The sequence below is a fragment of the Pseudomonas sp. CIP-10 genome, from assembly GCF_020911845.1.
Lineage (GTDB): Bacteria > Pseudomonadota > Gammaproteobacteria > Pseudomonadales > Pseudomonadaceae > Aquipseudomonas > Aquipseudomonas alloputida.
The window spans coordinates 1,182,482-1,200,885 of the sequence record NZ_CP087160.1; the positions used below are offsets into that span (position 1 = coordinate 1,182,482).

The 18,404-nt window shown below is 63.2% G+C and carries 16 protein-coding genes; 10 read left to right on the forward strand and 6 right to left on the reverse strand.

Annotated elements, in window-relative coordinates; all coding sequences use genetic code 11:
• Positions 1–11: 11 nt before the first annotated feature.
• Positions 12–1,439, forward strand: a complete 1,428-nt coding sequence (arcD, locus tag LMH93_RS05355) for an arginine-ornithine antiporter (protein WP_003255067.1) — start codon at positions 12–14, stop codon at positions 1,437–1,439.
• On the opposite strand, the gene LMH93_RS05360 is transcribed toward arcD, so the two are convergent.
• The 6 genes from LMH93_RS05360 to gap all read right to left on the reverse strand — a co-directional run bounded on the left by LMH93_RS05360 (position 1,419) and on the right by gap (position 8,372).
• Complete coding sequence (locus tag LMH93_RS05360; RefSeq protein ID WP_003255065.1) at positions 1,419–1,832, reverse strand: YbaN family protein; 414 nt, start codon at positions 1,830–1,832, stop codon at positions 1,419–1,421. The two genes, arcD and LMH93_RS05360, sit on opposite strands and share 21 nt — an antisense overlap.
• Positions 1,833–1,886: 54 nt before the next feature.
• Positions 1,887–2,480, reverse strand: a complete 594-nt coding sequence (locus tag LMH93_RS05365) for a biliverdin-producing heme oxygenase (RefSeq protein WP_121782918.1) — start codon at positions 2,478–2,480, stop codon at positions 1,887–1,889.
• A gap of 221 nt (positions 2,481–2,701) precedes the next feature.
• Positions 2,702–5,290 carry a TonB-dependent receptor gene (locus LMH93_RS05370; protein ID WP_230064893.1) on the reverse strand — a complete coding sequence of 863 codons (2,589 nt, stop codon included), beginning with the start codon at positions 5,288–5,290 and terminating at the stop codon, positions 2,702–2,704.
• 125 nt (positions 5,291–5,415) lie between these two features.
• Positions 5,416–6,378 (reverse strand): FecR family protein, encoded by a 963-nt coding sequence (locus LMH93_RS05375; protein ID WP_047605015.1) that lies wholly within the window; start codon positions 6,376–6,378, stop codon positions 5,416–5,418.
• An 88-nt stretch (positions 6,379–6,466) separates the two neighbouring features.
• Positions 6,467–6,979 (reverse strand): RNA polymerase sigma factor, encoded by a 513-nt coding sequence (locus tag LMH93_RS05380; protein ID WP_003255059.1) that lies wholly within the window; start codon positions 6,977–6,979, stop codon positions 6,467–6,469.
• Positions 6,980–7,370: 391 nt separating this feature from the next.
• Positions 7,371–8,372, reverse strand: coding sequence for a type I glyceraldehyde-3-phosphate dehydrogenase (gene gap / locus LMH93_RS05385; RefSeq protein WP_014589858.1), 1,002 nt, complete (start codon positions 8,370–8,372; stop codon positions 7,371–7,373).
• On the opposite strand from gap, the gene LMH93_RS05390 reads away from it, so the two are divergent.
• The 9 genes from LMH93_RS05390 (at position 8,371) to LMH93_RS05430 (ending at position 18,401) form a co-directional block, all read left to right on the forward strand.
• Entirely contained in the window at positions 8,371–8,559 is a 189-nt protein-coding gene (locus LMH93_RS05390) for a hypothetical protein (protein ID WP_135007147.1), read from the forward strand. The two genes, gap and LMH93_RS05390, sit on opposite strands and share 2 nt — an antisense overlap.
• A gap of 77 nt (positions 8,560–8,636) precedes the next feature.
• Positions 8,637–10,463: a phosphogluconate dehydratase gene (gene edd, locus LMH93_RS05395; RefSeq protein WP_003255057.1), complete on the forward strand. Its 1,827-nt coding sequence runs from the start codon at positions 8,637–8,639 to the stop codon at positions 10,461–10,463.
• Positions 10,460–11,419, forward strand: coding sequence for a glucokinase (locus LMH93_RS05400; RefSeq protein WP_230064894.1), 960 nt, complete (start codon positions 10,460–10,462; stop codon positions 11,417–11,419). The genes edd and LMH93_RS05400 overlap by 4 nt, the downstream gene beginning before the upstream one ends.
• Before the next feature lie 78 nt (positions 11,420–11,497).
• Complete coding sequence (gltR, locus tag LMH93_RS05405) at positions 11,498–12,223, forward strand: two-component system response regulator GltR (protein WP_003255055.1); 726 nt, start codon at positions 11,498–11,500, stop codon at positions 12,221–12,223.
• Positions 12,204–13,658: an ATP-binding protein gene (locus LMH93_RS05410; protein WP_010952195.1), complete on the forward strand. Its 1,455-nt coding sequence runs from the start codon at positions 12,204–12,206 to the stop codon at positions 13,656–13,658. Before gltR ends, LMH93_RS05410 begins: the two co-directional genes overlap by 20 nt.
• 215 nt (positions 13,659–13,873) lie before the next feature.
• Positions 13,874–15,127: a D-mannose isomerase gene (locus tag LMH93_RS05415; protein WP_230064895.1), complete on the forward strand. Its 1,254-nt coding sequence runs from the start codon at positions 13,874–13,876 to the stop codon at positions 15,125–15,127.
• A gap of 107 nt (positions 15,128–15,234) precedes the next feature.
• Positions 15,235–16,521, forward strand: coding sequence for an ABC transporter substrate-binding protein (locus LMH93_RS05420; protein WP_230064896.1), 1,287 nt, complete (start codon positions 15,235–15,237; stop codon positions 16,519–16,521).
• Between the two features lie 133 nt (positions 16,522–16,654).
• Positions 16,655–17,563, forward strand: a complete 909-nt coding sequence (locus tag LMH93_RS05425; RefSeq protein ID WP_003255050.1) for a carbohydrate ABC transporter permease — start codon at positions 16,655–16,657, stop codon at positions 17,561–17,563.
• Positions 17,556–18,401, forward strand: a complete 846-nt coding sequence (locus LMH93_RS05430) for a carbohydrate ABC transporter permease (RefSeq protein WP_003255048.1) — start codon at positions 17,556–17,558, stop codon at positions 18,399–18,401. The genes LMH93_RS05425 and LMH93_RS05430 overlap by 8 nt, the downstream gene beginning before the upstream one ends.
• Positions 18,402–18,404: the final 3 nt, after the last annotated feature.

The following is an 18,404-nucleotide window of genomic DNA, read 5'->3' on the forward strand; positions in this document are numbered from 1 at the left end:
AAGGGAGGCTCATGAGCGAACCGGGACAGAAGCTGCGCCTGGGCGCGCTGATCGCGCTGGTGGTCGGGTCGATGATTGGCGGCGGGATCTTCTCGCTACCGCAGAACATGGCCGCGCGTGCTGATGTGGGTGCAGTGCTGATCGGCTGGGGGATCACCGCAGTCGGCATGTTGGCCCTGGCTTTCGTGTTCCAGACCCTGGCCAACCGCAAGCCGGAACTGGACTCAGGGGTATATGCCTACGCCAAGGCCGGCTTTGGCGAGTACATGGGCTTTTCCTCGGCCTGGGGCTACTGGATCAGCGCCTGGCTGGGCAATGTCGGCTACTTCGTACTGCTGTTCAGCACCCTGGGTTTCTACTTCCCGGTGTTCGGCGAAGGCAACACACCCATCGCCATCGGTTGTGCCTCGCTGCTGCTGTGGTCGGTGCACTTCCTGGTACTGCGCGGCATCAAGGAGGCGGCCTTCATCAACCAGGTCACCACCGTCGCCAAAGTGGTGCCTTTGCTGATTTTCGTGGTGATCGCGGCATTCGCCTTCCGCGCCGATATCTTCACCCGGGATATCTGGGGCTTGAGCAACCCACAATTCGGCAGCGTGCTGGAGCAGGTGCGCAACATGATGCTGGTGACCGTATTCGTGTTCATCGGCATAGAGGGTGCCAGCGTGTATTCCGGGCGCGCCCAGCGTCGGTCAGACGTGGGCAAGGCCACGGTCATCGGTTTTCTGGGTGTGCTGGCGCTGCTGGTGCTGGTCAACGTGTTGTCGCTGGGCATCATGACCCAACCGGAACTGGCCGGGCTGCAGAACCCCTCGCTGGCCTCGGTGCTGGAGCATATCGTCGGCCCCTGGGGCGCCTTGCTGATCAGCCTCGGCCTGGCGGTCTCGCTGCTTGGCGCCTTGCTTTCATGGGCGCTGCTGTGTGCCGAAATCCTTTACGCCACTGCGCGGGACAAGACCATGCCGCGCTTTCTGGCCAAGGAAAACGCCAACCATGTGCCGGCTAACGCCCTGTGGCTGACCAACTGCATGATTCAGGGTTTCCTGCTGATTACGCTGTTCTCCGCCGGTACGTACACCAGTCTGATCTACCTGGCCTCGTCGATGATCCTGGTGCCCTACCTGTGGTCTGCGGCGTATGCCGTGTTGCTGGCGATGCGCGCAGAAACCTATGCCGGGCAGCCGAGGTTGCGGCGCAAGGACTTGCTGGTGGCGCTGGTTGCCCTGCTGTATGCCGTGTGGCTGCTGTATGCCGGCGGGCTCAAGTACCTGCTGCTTTCGGCGCTGCTGTACGCCCCCGGCGTCATCTTGTTCGCGAGGGCCAAGCATGAGCAGGGGCAGACGTTGTTCACGGCCTGGGAAAAGCTGATTTTCGCCGCCGTGCTGGTGGGTGCCGCGCTGGCGGCCTACGCCTTGTATTCAGGGCTGCTGAGCTTGTGACGGGGCAGGGCAGGCGTGTTCCGGGCGTGACCAGATCCACAGGTTGCCCAGGGTCATGCCGGCGATTGCCAGGAATACTGGCCAGTGGTGTTCCAGAAAGGTCAGCATCAGGCCCGCGCACAGCAGCATGCTGATGGTTGCGCTGACCTTGGCCCGGCGCTGGATCACCTTGCCGTTGCGCCAGTTATGCAGAATTGGCCCGAACAGCCGGTGGTTCTCCAGCCATGCCGACAGGCGCGGTGAGCTGCGCGTGGCGGCCCAGGCGGCCAGCAGGATGAACTCGGTGGTCGGCAAGCCAGGAATCACAATGGCGACCAGGCCCACCCCGAGGCTCACGTAGGCCAGGATTCCATACAACAGGCGGGCGAGTTTCGAGCGGGCTGGTCGGGTCATGTTCTCACTGCATAAAACGGTTCGGCCACCGGAGGGGTGGCCGGCTTCGGCGTATCAGACCAGCGCGGCATCCGCAGCGTAGGCGTGCTTGAGCAGCTCGGTGAAGCGCTCGAAAGCGGCCACTGCACCGCGCTCGGCAGCCGCTTCCTCTTCCGGCGAGAGCGCCAGGCCATCGAGGATGCGGGTGAACTGCTTCCAGCCTTCGGCACGGCCACCGGCGGGCTCCCCCAGGTGACGGGCACCGAAGCTGTCGGACAGTTCCAGGGCCACGGCACGCTTGATCAGAAACGCAGCGCCCAGTTTGGAGCCTTCGGAGACGAAGATCCAGCCCATTGCCTCGCCCAGGCTCAGCTTGCCCACGGCACCCGGTACGGCGGCCGGTACTTCGGTGTCGAGGTCGGCAAGGTCCAGGCGGGCCTGGTCGGCACGGCAGCGCTCAGCCAGATCAGGGACGATGGCGATCAGCTGAGGGTCGTTGTACAGGGCCTGCAGCTCGGACTGGAACAGGTACTGCGCGACGACGAAGCGGGCGAAGCTTTCGCGGCTGTCGAAAGGCGCGTGGGATTTGACCAGGGCATCCAGTTCGGCGTGCGGGGCGTGGGTGATCTGGTTCAAGCGCTGGGAGCGCAGGGCTGGGCGTTCGGTCATGGGGCAGTCCTTGGAAAGAGGGCGTCTAGATACAAGACGAAACAGCGGGAGCGGGACAGTAAAAAAAGCCGGTATTTGGTTTGCCAGTACCGGCCTCTTCGCGGGTAAACCCGCTCCTACAGGCGCATCACTGGCTCAAGGCATGCGCAGTTCCTGTAGGAGCGGGTTTACCCGCGAAGGGGCCGGCACTGACGGAACACATCGACTAGTGGCAGCTCAGGTCAGATATCCCAAACCACATTGATACCGAAATTGCGCCCCGGCATGGTCAGGCGGTCGATGTTGGCCGGCTGGGTCACAGCCGCCTCACCCTGGCCGTCGTAGCTGCGCACCGAATCCCACTGCCAGTACTTCTTGTCGGTAAGGTTGTACAGCCCGGCGTTGATGGTGACGTCGTCGGTGACCTTGTAGTAGCCGGTCAGGTCCAGCACACCGTAGCCCGGGGTGCGGAACTTCGAGGTAGAACCGTCAGGCGAATAAAAGGTGCTGTCGTCGACACGGGTCTTGCGCTTGACCAGCGTCCAGCTCAGCAAGCCACCGTAGTTCTGCTGCTCGTAGCCCAGGCCGAATACGCCTTTGAGCGGGTTGACACTGTTCAGCGGTTGACCGGTGTCATCGTTACGACCATAGGTGTAGGCAATCGAGGTTTGGGTATAGAGGCCCTGCGGTGCGCCGAAGTGGTCGAGGTTCAGGCGGCCCTTGAATTCGGCACCCTTGATGGTGGCGTGCTTGATGTTGTTGGCCTGGAAGGTCTGTTCCAGGTTGGCGCTTTGCAGGGCATCTTCGTCGATGAAATCACGGTACTTGTTGTAGAACACTGCCACGTCGAAGTTGCCGGCGTCGAAGTTGCCACGCAGGCCGGTTTCGTAGCTTTTGCTCTTTTCAGGCTCAAGGTTCGGGTTGCCCTCCACGCGGTAGCCTTGGTCCAGGTTCTGGAAGCGGCCATACATGGCTTTGGCGGTCGGCGTGCGGAAGCCCTCTGCATATTGGCCGTACCAGGTGTAATTGTCGTTGAAGGCGTAGGTCAGGCCGAACTTGGGCGAGACGCGGTGCCACTTCTTGTCCGAATCGTCCTGGGAGGTAGGCGCCGTACCGCTGGACTCCAGGCCACGCAGGAATGCCTCGGTGAATTTGGGCTCCATACGGGTGTAGTCGTAGCGCGCGCCGGGCATGAAGGTCCAGTTGTTCCAGCGGATTTCATCCTGCGCGAACAGGCTGTAGGTATTCACGGTCGGGTCCGGGAAGTCGCTGACCAAGGCCTGGCCGTCACGCGCGCTGTCCTGTCCGATGGCTGTACAGGTACCCCCGATGTTCAGGCAAGTGCCGGTGCCGCTACGTGAACCCGTGACTTTCTCCTGTTTGAATGTGGTGCCGTAGGTAAACAGGTGGTCGGTTTGGCCAATGCTGAAGGCCTTGTCCAATTGGGCGTCGAATACCCACTGGCGATCCTTGTAGGTAGTCTGCCGGTCCCGAAGCACTTGGCGTCCCGAGGCGACATACAGCTCATCGGTACGTTGGTCGGTCTTCGCGATCTGGTAGTTGAGGCTCCATTTGACGTGATCTGCGACCACGCTATCGAGGTCGAATTCATGATTGAGGCCGAAGCGTTCACGGGTGATCGTGTCGTTGCCTTGGCGCATGCGGTACGAGTTCATGCCACCAAAGCCGGGGATGAACGGCCCACCCACCGCGCTGAGGATGTTCTGGTCGCGGTCATCTTTGTAGCGCTCGTAGGTGAACCCCAGGCGCGCGTCGTCGGCGTAGTTCCAGCCCAGCTTGGCCAGCACGTTGGTGGTGCGCACGTCCATCGGGTTGGCTTCGGTGCGCGACAGGCCGTCGCCACTGTGGCTGCCGTGGGTTTCGGTCTCGTGGCCGTTGCGCTGGCTCAGGTGCAGCAGGCCGTCGAAATCACCCTGGCGGCCGGCGACGGTGGCGGAGGTCAGCCAGCTTTCGTCGGCCGAGCTGTAGCCGGTTTTCAGGCGTGCACCCACGTCTTTACCGGGCTTGATGATGTCGTCCGGGTCGAGGGTGAAGTAGCTCACCGCACCGCCGATGGCGTTGCTGCCATACAACACCGAGGCCGGGCCGCGGAGGATTTCCACACGTTTGACGATTTCCGGGTCGACGTAGTTGCGCTGGGTTTGGGCGTAGGGGCCGTAGAAGAAGCTGTCGGGGATCGACACGCCGTCGACTTGGGTGAGGATCCGCTCGCCGTCGATACCACGGATGTTGTAGCCGTTCAGCCCGCTGCGTTGGCCGGTTCCGGATACCGACACCCCCGGCTCGTAGCGCACCAGATCCTGGATATTGTTCACGTTCTGCCGGTCCAGTTGCTCACGGGTCTGCACGCTGACAGTGCTCGGCACCTGGCTGACGTCCTGTGCGCTGCGGGTGGCGCTGACGGTCACCTGCTGCAGGGCGATCACGTTGCTTGCGGTTTGGCGCTCCAGTACCACATTGCCGTTGCTGATCTTGCGAAAGCTCAGCCCGGTGCCCCGCAACAGGCGCTTGAGGGCAGCATCTGGCGGCAGCGAACCTTGTACGCCTGGCGAAGCCACGCCGTCGGCCAGCTCGGCGCTGAAGCCGACCTGCCAGCCGGTGACCTGGCTGAAGGCGTTGATCGCCGACACCAGCGGCTGCTGGTCGATGCTGAAGCGGTAGTCGCCCATGCGCGGGCTGCTGGCCTGGGCCGGCTCGGCGGCCAGCGCCGGCAGGCTGCAGGCGCCGCTGGCGAGCAGAGCAAGGGTCAACAGGGACAGTTGGCTTGTACGGCGGGGAAGGTTGGACGAGCGGGTAGGACCAGTGGACATCGGAAGCGCTCCCAGACGCGCGGGCTGTTATAGGTGATGGCTGTTCTTGCTTTAAACAAGAATCAGTTGCATTGGCTATAACGAGACGGGCGGGCGAGTGCGATCGCGTAAAAATAATTCAGGGGTCAGTTCAGGATGACCAGCGCCGGGTACTCATGCAGTTGTGCCGAGGTGATGTGGGCCAGTGCGCGCAGGGTTTCCAGCGGCTGGTCGAGGCGATAGTTACCGGTGACGGCAACGTTCTCCAGCTGCGCATTGCGGTTGATGATCCAGCCCGGGTAGTAGCGCTGCACTTCGGCCAGTACCTGGCTCAACGGGCAGTTCTCGAACACCAGACGGCCGTCGATCCAGGCCAGGTCCTTGTGCATGTCGGGGCGCTGGCGCTGGCCAAAGCCCTGGGGGCCGACGCTGATGCTGTCGCCGGCAGTCAAGCGGATGCGCTGGTCGCGCTCCCCCTGCAGGTCGACATCACCGCGTTGCACCCGTACCTGGGCCTCGCCGTCAAGGTAGCGCACGGCAAAGTCGGTGTCGCGCACCTGTGCGCGCAACGGCCCGGCTTCAACCTCCAGCGGCAACTGAGCGCCCTCGGGGACCTGGAAGTAAGCCTCGCCCTGTAGCAGGCGGGCGACCTGGCGGCCGTCCTGGCGTTCGCTGGCAAATGCTGAATTGGTGTTGAGCAGCACTTTTGCGCCGTCTTCCAGTTGCAAGCGCTGGCGCTCGCCGACCACCGTAAGGTGGTCGGCCTGCAGGCGCATGGGCAGGTTACCGACGGTGAACAGCCCGACCAGCAGCATCGCCGCGGTGGCCAGGGGTTTCCAGTGACTGCGCAGGCGCCCGCGTAATGAGCGGCGTTGCCGCTGGTGCATGTGCGTGGCCACCTGATGCAACGGCGCACCGTTCCACAGTGCCTCAGCCTCGACATAGGCCTCGGCGTTTTCGGGCGCGGCGCTCAGCCATGCTTCAAAGGCCTGGGTGTCCTCGGCATCTGCGCATTGCAGGCGCACCAGCCAGTCCAGCGCCTCGTCCATGGCACGAGCACGGGCAATAGGCCTGGCAGGTGACGGGCGAGGAGCAGGGCTGTCGGTCACGGTGAATCCTTGAATGGTTTTTTGCGAATGATCAAGACTAAGGCGGGGTGTGGCAAGGGCTTTGCGTTGCCGTTCGCCTGCGGTCAGCTTACTTGAGTCGTTCGGCAACACCCATGCAGATTGCCATGATCAGTTTCAGTTCCTTTTGTACCGTGCTGGGCGAAACACTCAGTTGTTCGGCGATTTCCAGATAGGTGGCGCCATGCAGGCGGCTTAGGATGAAAATGCGTTGTTGGCGCTCGCTCAGTTGATTGAGGCTGACGCTGAGGTGCTTGAGCAACTGCTCGGCGTGCGCGGCATCCTCGCTGCTGGTGGCGGGCGCGGCGACACTGTGCAGCACTTCGTCGGGCACGTCGTCGACCAGCATGCGTGCCTGCACCCGGCGTGCACGCAGGTGGTCCAACGCCAGGTTGCGCGCGGTCTGAAACACAAACGGCTCGATGTGCTCGATGGGCCGCTCGCCCAGCGCGCGGGACACCCGCAGGTAGGTTTCCTGCAGCAGGTCTTCGGCCGTGCTGGGGTTACCGACCATGCGCTGCAGGGTACGCAGCAGGGTGAGGCGCTGAACGAGGAAGACGGAATTGAACCGGGACTGACTCACGGGGGGACCTGGCCGACGAAAGGTTAATGATAATGCTTATCATCCTTGCTGCAGGTCAAGTGTGGAATTATCAGGAAAAGGTAAAGATTGTAGTCGCGGGATGCCGTGTGCTTTTTGTGGGAGCGGCCTGCAACCTTGAGCCTGCCCTAACCATTCATCGGTCACGGTGCGTTATACCTTGGTCGACGACCACGTTTGCCACGAGGCCTGAGCAACCCTTGTGGGAGCGGCCTTGTGTCGCGATAGGGCCGCAAAGCGGCCCCAGCAATCTATGCATGATGCGGAGATCCTGGGGCCGCTGCACGGCCCTTTCGCGACGCAAGGCCGCTCCCACAGGGATCGCGCCAGCTTTTAGAAATTGAGCAGGGCAGTTGCCCCCACACGGGTCGCGTCAGCCAGCCCGGTGCAGCGCCAGGCAGTTATCCAGCATCCGGTTGCTGAACCCCCACTCGTTGTCATACCAGGCCAGCACCTTGAGCATCCGCCCGTTGGCCCGGGTATGGTTGGCATCGAAGATCGACGACAGCGGGTTGTGGTTAAAATCGCAGGAAACCAATGGCAGGGCGTTGTAGCCCAATACCTTGGAATGCTTGCTGGCCTCGAGGAACAGCTGGTTGACCTGCTCGGCCGTGGCCTCGCGCTTGAGGTTGACGGTGAGGTCCACCAACGACACGTTGATGACGGGCACCCGCACCGCCATGCCGGTCAGCTTGCCGGCCAGCTCCGGCAGCACCAGGCCCACGGCCTCGGCGGCACCGGTCTTGCTCGGGATCATCGACTGGGTGGCTGAACGCGCACGGTACGGGTCGCTGTGGTAAACGTCAGTCAGCACCTGGTCGTTGGTGTAGGCGTGAATGGTGGTCATTAGGCCTTGCTCGATGCCGAACTCCCGGTGCAGCACCTGGGCGATCGGCGCCAGGCAGTTGGTGGTGCAGGAAGCATTGGAAATGACCTGGTGCGAGGCCCGCAGGATGTCGTGGTTGACCCCGTACACCACAGTGGCATCGGCACCCTTGGCCGGAGCCGAGACAATCACCTTGCCCGCCCCGGCGGCCAGGTGCGCAGCGGCTTTGGCGCGGTCGGTGAACAGCCCGGTGCACTCGAACACCACGTCGATCGCCTCGGCCTTCCAGGGCAGTTCGGCCGGATTGCGAATGGCACTGACCGCAATACGGTCCCCGTTGACCGTCAGGCTTTCGTGGTCGGCCTCGACGGTCGCGTCGAAGGTGCCGTGGACACTGTCGTACTTGAGCAGGTGGGCGTTCATGGTGCTGTCGCCCAGGTCGTTGATGGCGACGACCTGCAGGTCCTGGCGGTAGCCTTGGGTATACAGTGCGCGCAGGACATTGCGCCCGATTCGGCCGAATCCATTGATGGCGATGCGAAGGGTCATGGCAGTACCTCTGGCAGTTCGAGTGAAACCTATGGCACAAAGGAGCTTCACTGAAACGGTTTTGTTGTTGGAATTACAAGATTATTCACTGGCTGATAGAAAACAAGCCTTTTTAGTGGCAGTATTTTGTTTAAATATACAACGAGTGGTTGGGCAACGTGCCTCCACCGATGCAGCGGGCTCCTAACCATGAGCCTAGGCCGCAATCGTTTGGAGGGGAAATGCCCGGTAAACCGCCCTTACAATTAGCCTGGAGTCCAGTACATGCATCCGCGCATCCTTGAGGTCACCCAGCGGCTGGTCGAACGCAGCCGCGCCACCCGCGAACGCTACCTGCAACTGATTCGCGGTGCGGCCAGTGAAGGCCCCATGCGTGCCAGCCTGCAGTGCGCCAACTTCGCCCACGGCGTGGCCGGTTGCGGCAGCGAAGACAAGCAGACTCTGCGCCTGATGAACGCGGCTAACGTGGCCATCGTCTCGGCCTACAACGACATGTTGTCTGCCCACCAGCCTTACTTGCACTTCCCCGAGCAGATCAAGCAGGCCCTGCGCGAGGTCGGCTCGGTCGGCCAGTTCGCCGGTGGCGTGCCGGCCATGTGCGACGGGGTGACCCAGGGCGAGCCGGGCATGGAGCTGGCGATCGCCAGCCGTGAAGTGATCGCGATGTCCACGGCGGTAGCGCTGTCGCACAACATGTTCGACGCAGCACTCATGCTGGGCATCTGCGACAAGATCGTCCCCGGGCTGATGATGGGCGCGCTGCGCTTTGGCCACCTGCCGACCATCTTCGTCCCGGGTGGGCCTATGGTTTCCGGCATCTCCAACAAGCAGAAGGCCGATGTGCGCCAGCGCTATGCCGAAGGCAAGGCCAGCCGCGAAGAGCTGTTGGAGTCCGAGATGAATTCCTACCACAGCCCCGGCACCTGCACCTTCTACGGCACCGCCAACACCAACCAGCTGGTGATGGAAGTGATGGGGCTGCACCTGCCGGGCGCCTCGTTCGTCAACCCGTACACGCCGCTGCGTGACGCACTCACCGCCGAGGCTGCGCAGCAGGTGACGCGCATGACCAAGGCCAGCGGCAGCTTCATGCCGCTGGGCGAAATCGTCGACGAGAAGGCGCTGGTCAATTCCATCGTCGCGCTGCACGCGACTGGCGGCTCGACCAACCACACCCTGCACATCCCGGCGATTGCCCAGGCTGCCGGTATCCAGCTGACCTGGCAGGACATGGCCGACCTCTCCGAAGTGGTGCCGACCCTGTCGCACGTGTACCCCAACGGCAAGGCCGACATCAACCACTTCCAGGCTGCCGGCGGCATGGCCTTCCTGATTCGTGAACTGCTCGATGCCGGCCTGCTGCACGAAGATGTGAACACCGTGGCCGGCCATGGCCTGCGCCGCTACACCCAGGAACCCTTCCTCGACAATGGCAAGCTGGTGTGGCGCGAAGGGCCGCAACACAGCCTGGACGAAAGCATCCTGCGCCCGGTGTCGCGACCATTCTCGGCCGAAGGCGGCCTGCGGGTGATGGAGGGCAACCTGGGCCGTGGCGTGATGAAAGTGTCTGCCGTTGCCCCCGAGCACCAGGTGGTCGAGGCCCCGGCGCGGGTGTTCCAGGACCAGCAGTCGCTGGCCGACGCGTTCAAGGCCGGTGAGCTGGAGCGTGACTTTGTCGCGGTGGTGCGCTTCCAGGGCCCGCGTTGCAATGGCATGCCGGAACTGCACAAACTCACCCCGTTCCTCGGTGTATTGCAGGACCGTGGCTACAAGGTGGCGCTGGTTACCGACGGGCGTATGTCCGGTGCCTCGGGCAAGATCCCTGCGGCCATCCACGTTTGCCCGGAGGCTTACGACGGCGGCCCGCTGGCGCGGGTGCGCGATGGTGATATCGTGCGGGTCGACGGAGTCGAAGGCACGTTGCGGATCATGGTGTCGGCCGAAGAACTGGCCAGCCGTGAGCTGCCGCCAGCCCCCCAGGGCAACGACCTGGGGTGTGGGCGCGAGCTGTTCGGCTTCATGCGCATGGCGTTCAGCCCGGCAGAGCAGGGCGCCAGTGCCTTTACCTCGGCCCTGGAGCACCTCAAATGAAGCACCTGCTGGTTGGTGATATTGGCGGCACCAATGCCCGTTTTGCGTTGTGGCGTGACAACCAGCTGCATGAAGTAAATGTTTTCGCCACCGCGGACTACACCAACCCCGAGCAGGCCATCGAGGCCTACCTGGAAAGCCAAGGTATCGCCCGCGGTGGCCTGGCGGCGGTGTGCCTGGCGGTGGCCGGCCCGGTCGATGGCGATGAATTTCGCTTCACCAACAACCACTGGCGCCTGAGCCGCACGGCATTTTGCAAGACCTTGCAGGTCGAGCGACTGTTGCTGATCAATGATTTCACCGCGATGGCGCTGGGCATGACGCGTCTGCGCGAAGGCGAGTTCCGCGCGGTGTGCCCCGGCCAGGCCGACCCCTCGAGGCCGGCACTGGTGATCGGGCCAGGTACTGGCCTGGGTGTGGGCTCGCTGCTGCGTCTGGGCGAACAGCACTGGAAGGCCCTGCCGGGTGAAGGCGGGCATGTTGACTTGCCGGTAGGCAATGCTCGCGAAGCGGCAATCCACCAGCAGATCCACAGTCAGATCGGCCATGTCAGCGCCGAGGCCGTGCTCAGTGGGGGTGGCCTGGTGCGGCTGTACCAGGCGATCTGTGCGCTGGACGGCGACACGCCCAGGCACAAGACCCCGGCGCATATCACCGACGCCGCACTGGGCGGTGAGCCACGGGCGCTGGCGGTGGTCGAGCAGTTCTGTCGTTTCCTTGGGCGAGTGGCGGGTAACAATGTGCTGACGCTGGGCGCGCGAGGCGGGGTCTATATTGTGGGCGGTGTGATTCCGCGCTTTGCCGAGCTGTTCCTGCGTAGCGGGTTTGCCGCGAGTTTTGCCGACAAGGGGTGTATGAGTGGCTATTTTACCGGGGTGCCGGTGTGGCTGGTGACGGCGGAATTTTCCGGATTGGAGGGGGCAGGGGTAGCGTTGCAGCAGGCGTTGGATCACTGATGGAGCCGCTTTGCGGCGCCAATGGCACTACCCGACAGCAGGCAAAAAGACCTGCAATCAACAAGAGGAAGGACCACCTTGAGCACTGCCGGCAAATCGATCCTGATGGTCGACGACGACCAGGAAATCCGTGAACTGCTGCAAACCTACCTGAGCCGCTCCGGCTTCCAGGTACATGCCGAGGCTGACGGCAAGGGCTTTCGCCACGCGCTGGAAACCACGCCCTGCGACCTGGTCATTCTTGACGTCATGTTGCCCGACGAAGACGGCTTCAGCTTGTGCCGCTGGGTACGCCAGCACCCACGCCAGGCGCGCGTACCTATCATCATGCTCACCGCCAGCTCCGACGAGGCCGACCGGGTCATCGGCCTGGAGCTGGGCGCTGACGACTATCTGGGCAAGCCGTTCAGCCCCCGCGAATTGCAAGCGCGAATCAAGGCTTTGTTGCGCCGCTCCGAGTTCGGCCAGGCGGCGCCGGGCAGTGCCGTATTGGCCTTCGACGACTGGCGCCTGGACACGGTCAGCCACCGCCTGTTCCACCGTGATGGAGAGGAGGTGATCCTTTCTGGCGCCGACTTTGCCCTGCTCAAACTGTTCCTCGATCACCCGCAGCAAATCCTCGACCGCGACACCATCGGCAACGCCACCCGTGGCCGCGAACCGATGCCGCTGGACCGTATCGTCGACATGGCGGTCAGCCGTCTGCGCCAGCGCCTGCGCGATACCGACAAACCTCCCCGGCTGATCCGCACCGTGCGTGGCAGTGGCTACTTGTTGGCGGCGCATGTCTGCTGTGCGCCCTGAGCGGCGCTGGCGCCTGCTGCCGCGCTCCTTGCTGGGGCGCATGCTGCTGCTGACCTTGCTGGTTGTCCTGCTGGCCCAGGGGTTGTCCAGCATTATCTGGGTTTCCCAGCTGCGGGCCAGCCAGCTTCAGGGGCTGCGTGCCAGCGCCAGCAGCCTGGCCCATTCCATGAGTGCCAGCGTCAGTTACTTCCGCTCGCTGCCGGTGGCCTATCGGCCGCTGGTGCTCGACCAATTGCGCAGCATGGGCGGCACGCGTTTCTTCGTGTCGCTCAACGCCACACCGCTGGACATGCAGGCACTGCCCGTTACCCCTCGCAAGCAAGCGGTGATCGATGTATTCCAGCAGGTGCTGCACGAGCGCCTGGGTTCGCAGATGGAAATTTCCGTGGAGTTTGTCGGGCCTGACGACCTGCGCATCTTCAACAGCGGCCTCAAACTCGACGAACTGCCGCGCTCATGGGCCCATTATTCGCTGACCCTGGAGCCGCTGAAACCCCCGGTACTGGTCACGCAGATCCGCTTGGGCGAGGGCGAATGGTTGTACATCGCCTCACTGTTGCCCGAACCGTACACGGGGCTGGAAGCCGAACGCCTGCCGCGCCAGCAGATCGGCTTCATCGTGCTGACCACGGCCTTGCTGTTGCTGTTCATCGGCTTGCTGGTGCATTGGCAAAGCTGGCCACTGAAGCGCCTGGCGCGGGCCGCCCGAGAGATGTCGCTGGGTGCCGATGTGGCGCCAGTGGCTGAAGCTGGCGGCAGCGAAGTGGTCGAGGTGAGCCGGGCATTCAACAGCATGCGCGAGCGTATCAGCCGTTACCTGACCGAACGCAGCCAGCTGTTCAGCGCCATTTCCCACGACTTGCGCACGCCGATCACGCGCCTGCGATTGCGCGTCGAACTGCTGGAAGACGAGCGATTGCAAGCCAAGTTCAGCCAGGACCTGGACGAGCTGGAGTTGCTGGTCAAAGGCGCCTTGCAGTGCGTGAAGGACACCGACATCCACGAAAACATCGAGCCGGTCGACCTTAACCAGGTGCTGGAGATTTTGGCCGAGCCTTACCTGGGCGATGGTCGCATCACCGTCGAGGGCCAGGCGTTGGCGCCTTACCCGGGCAAGCCGCTGGCGTTGCGTCGCTGCATCGGCAACCTGATCGACAACGCCATCAAGTACGGCGAACGGGCGCGGCTACGCATCATCGACGGGGCAGAGGGCTTTGTGCTGCAGGTGGATGATCAGGGGCCCGGGGTGCCGCAACAGCAGCTGGAACAGGTGTTCGAGCCGCATTTCCGTCTGGCCGGGCAGCAGCAGGGCTATGGGCTGGGGTTGGGCATTGCGCGCAACATCGCCCATAGCCATGGGGGCGAGGTGAGCTTGCTGAACCTGCGTGAGGGCGGGCTGCGGGTGACCCTGTATCTGCCGCGGGGTATGGATTGAATTTTTGGGGTGCCTGTGCGGGCCTCTTCGCGGGTGAACCCGCTCCTGCGACGCAAACCTGACTCGGCCGTTGTAGGAGCGGGTTCACCCGCGAAGAGGCCCGCACAGGCACCCCAAATGTCACTGACCGGTGACAATCCCGTCGTCCTTCGTGACATCCGCCATGACCCCGCTGGCTAGAATTCGCAAACGACTGGCAAGGATCAAGCTGGCCCATGAACACCCTCAACCTGCCGCCCACCAGCTGGCTCAACGCCCCGGCCCATACCGCCTGGCGCCTGGCCGAAGCGCAGCGCCTGCTGGCATTCGCCAAAGCCGCGAAACTGCCCGACGGCTTTGGCAACCTGGATGCCAAAGGCCAGCTCACGCCCGGCGCCTGCGCCGAAACCATGAATACCGCGCGAATGACCCACTGCTTCGCCCTGGCCCATCTGCAGGGCATTCCCGGCAGCCTGGCCTATGCCGAACACGGTGTGGCTGCCCTGCGTGGGGCCATGCAGGACGCCAGCTACGGTGGCTGGTTCGCCCACCCCGGCGGCCAGGAAGACAGCGGCAAGGCCGCCTACCTGCATGCCTTCGTCGCCCTTGCCGCCAGCTCTGCAGTGGTGGCCGGTGCAGCCGATGCCCAGCTGTTGCTGGCCGATGCAACCGAGGTGATCGAAACGCACTTCTGGAGCGAAGCCAAGGGTGCCCTTCGAGAGACCTTCTCTCGCGCATGGCAACTGCCTGAGCCATACCGTGGCGCCAACAGCAACATGCACGCGACCGAGGCATTCCTGGCCCTGGCCGATGCCACCGGCAACAGCCTTTGGCTGCAACGCGCCTTGCGCATTGCTGAGCGCATTATCCATACCCATGCCGCCGCCAACGGTTATCGGGTCATCGAACATTTCGACGCCCATTGGCAGCCGCTGCCGGATTACAACCGCGAGCACCCCGCCGACCACTTCCGGCCCTATGGCACTACGCCCGGGCATGCCATGGAGTGGGCACGGCTCCTGTTGCACCTGGAGGCCAGCCTGCAACGGGCCGGGTTGTTCGCCCCGCAGTGGCTTCCAGACAGTGCCTGCAGATTGTTCGATGCCGCCTGCCAGCATGCCTGGAATGTCGATGGCGCTGCAGGTTTCGTCTACACCCTGGACTGGGCCAATCGCCCGGTGGTGCATGCACGCCTGCACTGGGTGCACGCCGAAGCTTGTGCCGCCGCAGCAGCCTTGTTGCTGCGCACCGGCGAAGCCCAGTACGAGCAGTGGTACCGCAACTGCTGGGGCTTTATCGCCAACCATTTCATCGACCCTGTCGCTGGCAGCTGGCACCACGAACTCGATGCCCGCAACCGGCCAGCGGGGACCCTCTGGCCAGGCAAGCCCGACCTCTACCACGCCTACCAGGCGCTGCTGCTGCCAGGCTTGCCGCTGGCACCCAGCCTGGCCAGTAACCTGGCCAGCTCCAGCTATGTAACCAGATGATGACATTCACGCATCGTTTCGTTACCTGACGAGGCGGGCACGCTGTTTAGACTTCATGCTACGCAAGCGATCGACTTGCACGGCATAACAACAAGAAAGGTGCTCCGATGAATTCCACGCTCCGTCTCGCTGCCGCAATCTCTCTGGCTTCTTTACTTCCTTTGGGGGCTTCGGCTGCCGAACCCAAAGGCAGTGTCGAGGTCGTGCACTGGTGGACCTCTGGCGGTGAAAAGGCGGCGGTCGATGTGCTCAAGGCGCAGGTCGAGAAAGACGGCTTCACCTGGAAGGACGGCGCTGTTGCCGGTGGTGGTGGTGCCACGGCCATGACCGTGCTGAAAAGCCGCGCCGTCGCAGGCAACCCGCCCGGTGTCGCGCAGATCAAAGGCCCCGACATCCAGGACTGGGCGGCCACCGGCTTGCTTGATGCCGATGTGCTCAAGGATGTGGCCAAGGCCGAAAAGTGGGATTCGCTGCTCGACAAGAAAGTGGCCGACACCGTGAAGTACGACGGTGATTACGTTGCTGTACCGGTGAACATCCACCGCATCAACTGGTTGTGGATCAACCCCGAGGTGTTCAAAAAAGCCGGCATCGACAAGGCGCCTACCACCCTCGACGAATTCTACGCCGCCGCCGACAAGCTCAAGGCGGCCGGCTTCATCCCGCTGGCTCATGGTGGCCAACCCTGGCAGGACAGCACCGTATTCGAAAGCGTGGTGCTGTCGGTGATGGGCGTCGATGGCTACAAGAAGGCCTTGGTCGACCTCGACAGTGCAACGCTGACCGGGCCGCAGATGGTCAAGGCGCTGACCGAGTTGAAAAAGGTCGCCACCTACATGGACCCGGACGGCAAGGGCCAGGACTGGAACCTGGAAGCCGCCAAGGTCATCAACGGTAAGGCCGGCATGCAGATCATGGGCGACTGGGCCAAGAGCGAATGGACCCTGGCGAAGAAAACCGCCGGCAAGGATTACCAGTGCGTGCCGTTCCCCGGTACCGACAAGGCCTTCCTGTACAACATCGACTCGCTGGTGGTGTTCAAACAGAACAACGCCGGCACCTCTGCCGGGCAGCAGGACATCGCGCGCAAAGTGCTGGGGGAGGACTTCCAGAAGGTCTTTAGCATCAACAAAGGGTCGATCCCGGTGCGTAACGACATGCTCGCCGACATGGGCAAGCACGGTTTCGATGCCTGCGCGCAAACCTCCGCCAAGGACTTCCTTGCCGATGCCAAGACCGGCGGCCTGCAGCCGAGCATGGCGCACAACATGGCCACCACGCTGGCTGTGCAGGGTGCGTTCTTCGATGTGGTGACCAACTACATCAACGACCCCAAGGCCGACCCGGCCGATGCGGCGAAGAAGCTGGCGGCGGCGATCAAGGCTGCCCAGTAACGGCTGTTCGCGGGCACGCCCGCTCCCAGATGGGCCCTGCTCACCACTGTTCCTGGTCATGACGCCGGACCTGTGGGAGCGGGCTTGCCCGCGAAGCGGTGCGTAGCACCGCCACTACCTCGGGATCCAAGACATGACTACGACCACCGCCCAACTGCGGGCCTCACCCCTGGACGCGCTTCAGCGCTGGCTGCCCAAGCTGGTGCTGGCACCCAGCATGTTCATCGTCCTGGTGGGCTTCTACGGCTACATCCTCTGGACCTTCGTGCTGTCCTTCACCACCTCGACCTTTCTGCCTACCTACAAGTGGGCGGGCCTTGCGCAATACGCCCGTCTGTTCGACAACGACCGCTGGTGGGTGGCGAGCAAGAACCTGCTTCTGTTCGGCGGCCTGTTCATTGCCATCAGCCTGGCCATCGGTGTGTTGCTGGCAGTGTTGCTCGACCAGCGCATCCGTCGCGAGGGCTTCATCCGCACTATCTACCTGTACCCCATGGCACTGTCGATGATCGTCACCGGCACGGCCTGGAAGTGGCTGCTCAACCCCGGCATGGGCCTGGACAAGCTGCTGCGCGACTGGGGCTGGGAGGGTTTTCGCCTGGACTGGCTGATCGATCCCGACCGGGTGGTGTATTGCCTGGTGATCGCGGCCGTGTGGCAGGCTTCGGGCTTCATCATGGCAATGTTCCTTGCCGGCTTGCGTGGCGTTGACCCGTCGATCATCCGCGCTGCGCAAATGGATGGTGCCAGCCTGCCGCGTATCTACTGGACCGTGGTGCTGCCCAGCCTGCGCCCGGTGTTCTTCAGCGCGCTGATGATCCTCTCGCACATTGCCATCAAGAGCTTCGACCTGGTGGCGGCAATGACGGCCGGCGGCCCGGGTTACTCCTCCGACCTGCCGGCAATGTTCATGTACTCGTTCACCTTCAGCCGCGGCCAGATGGGCATGGGCTCGGCCAGCGCCATCCTGATGCTCGGGGCAATCCTGGCGATCCTCGTGCCTTACCTGTACTCGGAGCTGCGGAGCAAACGCCATGCATAGTCCTGTCGACAAGCCGGTGCTCAGCCTCAGCCGTATGGCCATCCATGCCGTGTTGCTGATCGCCGTGCTGCTGTATCTGGTACCGCTGGTGGTGATGCTGCTGACCAGCTTCAAGACCCCCGAAGACATCAGCACCGGCAACCTGCTGAGCTGGCCTGCAGTGATTACCGGCATAGGCTGGGTCAAGGCCTGGGGAGCGGTCAGCGGTTACTTCTGGAACTCGATCATGATCACCGTGCCCGCGGTGCTGATCTCCACCGCGATTGGTGCACTGAACGGCTATGTGCTGTCGATGTGGCGCTTCCGAGGTTCGCAACTGTTCTTCGGCCTGCTGCTGTTCGGCTGTTTCCTGCCGTTCCAGACTGTGCTGCTGCCTGCCTCGTTCACCCTCGGCAAGCTTGGCCTGGCCAGCACCACCGGTGGCCTGGTGCTGGTGCATGTGGTCTACGGCCTGGCCTTCACCACGCTGTTCTTCCGCAACTTCTACGTGAGCATCCCCGACGCCTTGGTCAAGGCCGCACGGTTGGACGGCGCCGGGTTCTTCACCATCTTCCGCCGCATCATCCTGCCGATGTCCACGCCGATCATCATGGTCTGCCTGATCTGGCAGTTCACCCAGATCTGGAACGACTTCCTGTTCGGCGTGGTGTTCTCCAGCGGTGACTCGCAACCGATTACCGTAGCCCTGAACAATCTGGTCAATACCAGCACCGGGGCCAAGGAATACAACGTCGACATGGCGGCAGCAATGATCGCTGGCCTGCCAACCCTGCTGGTCTACGTGGTGGCAGGCAAATATTTCGTGCGCGGGCTGACGGCCGGCGCGGTCAAGGGGTAAGCC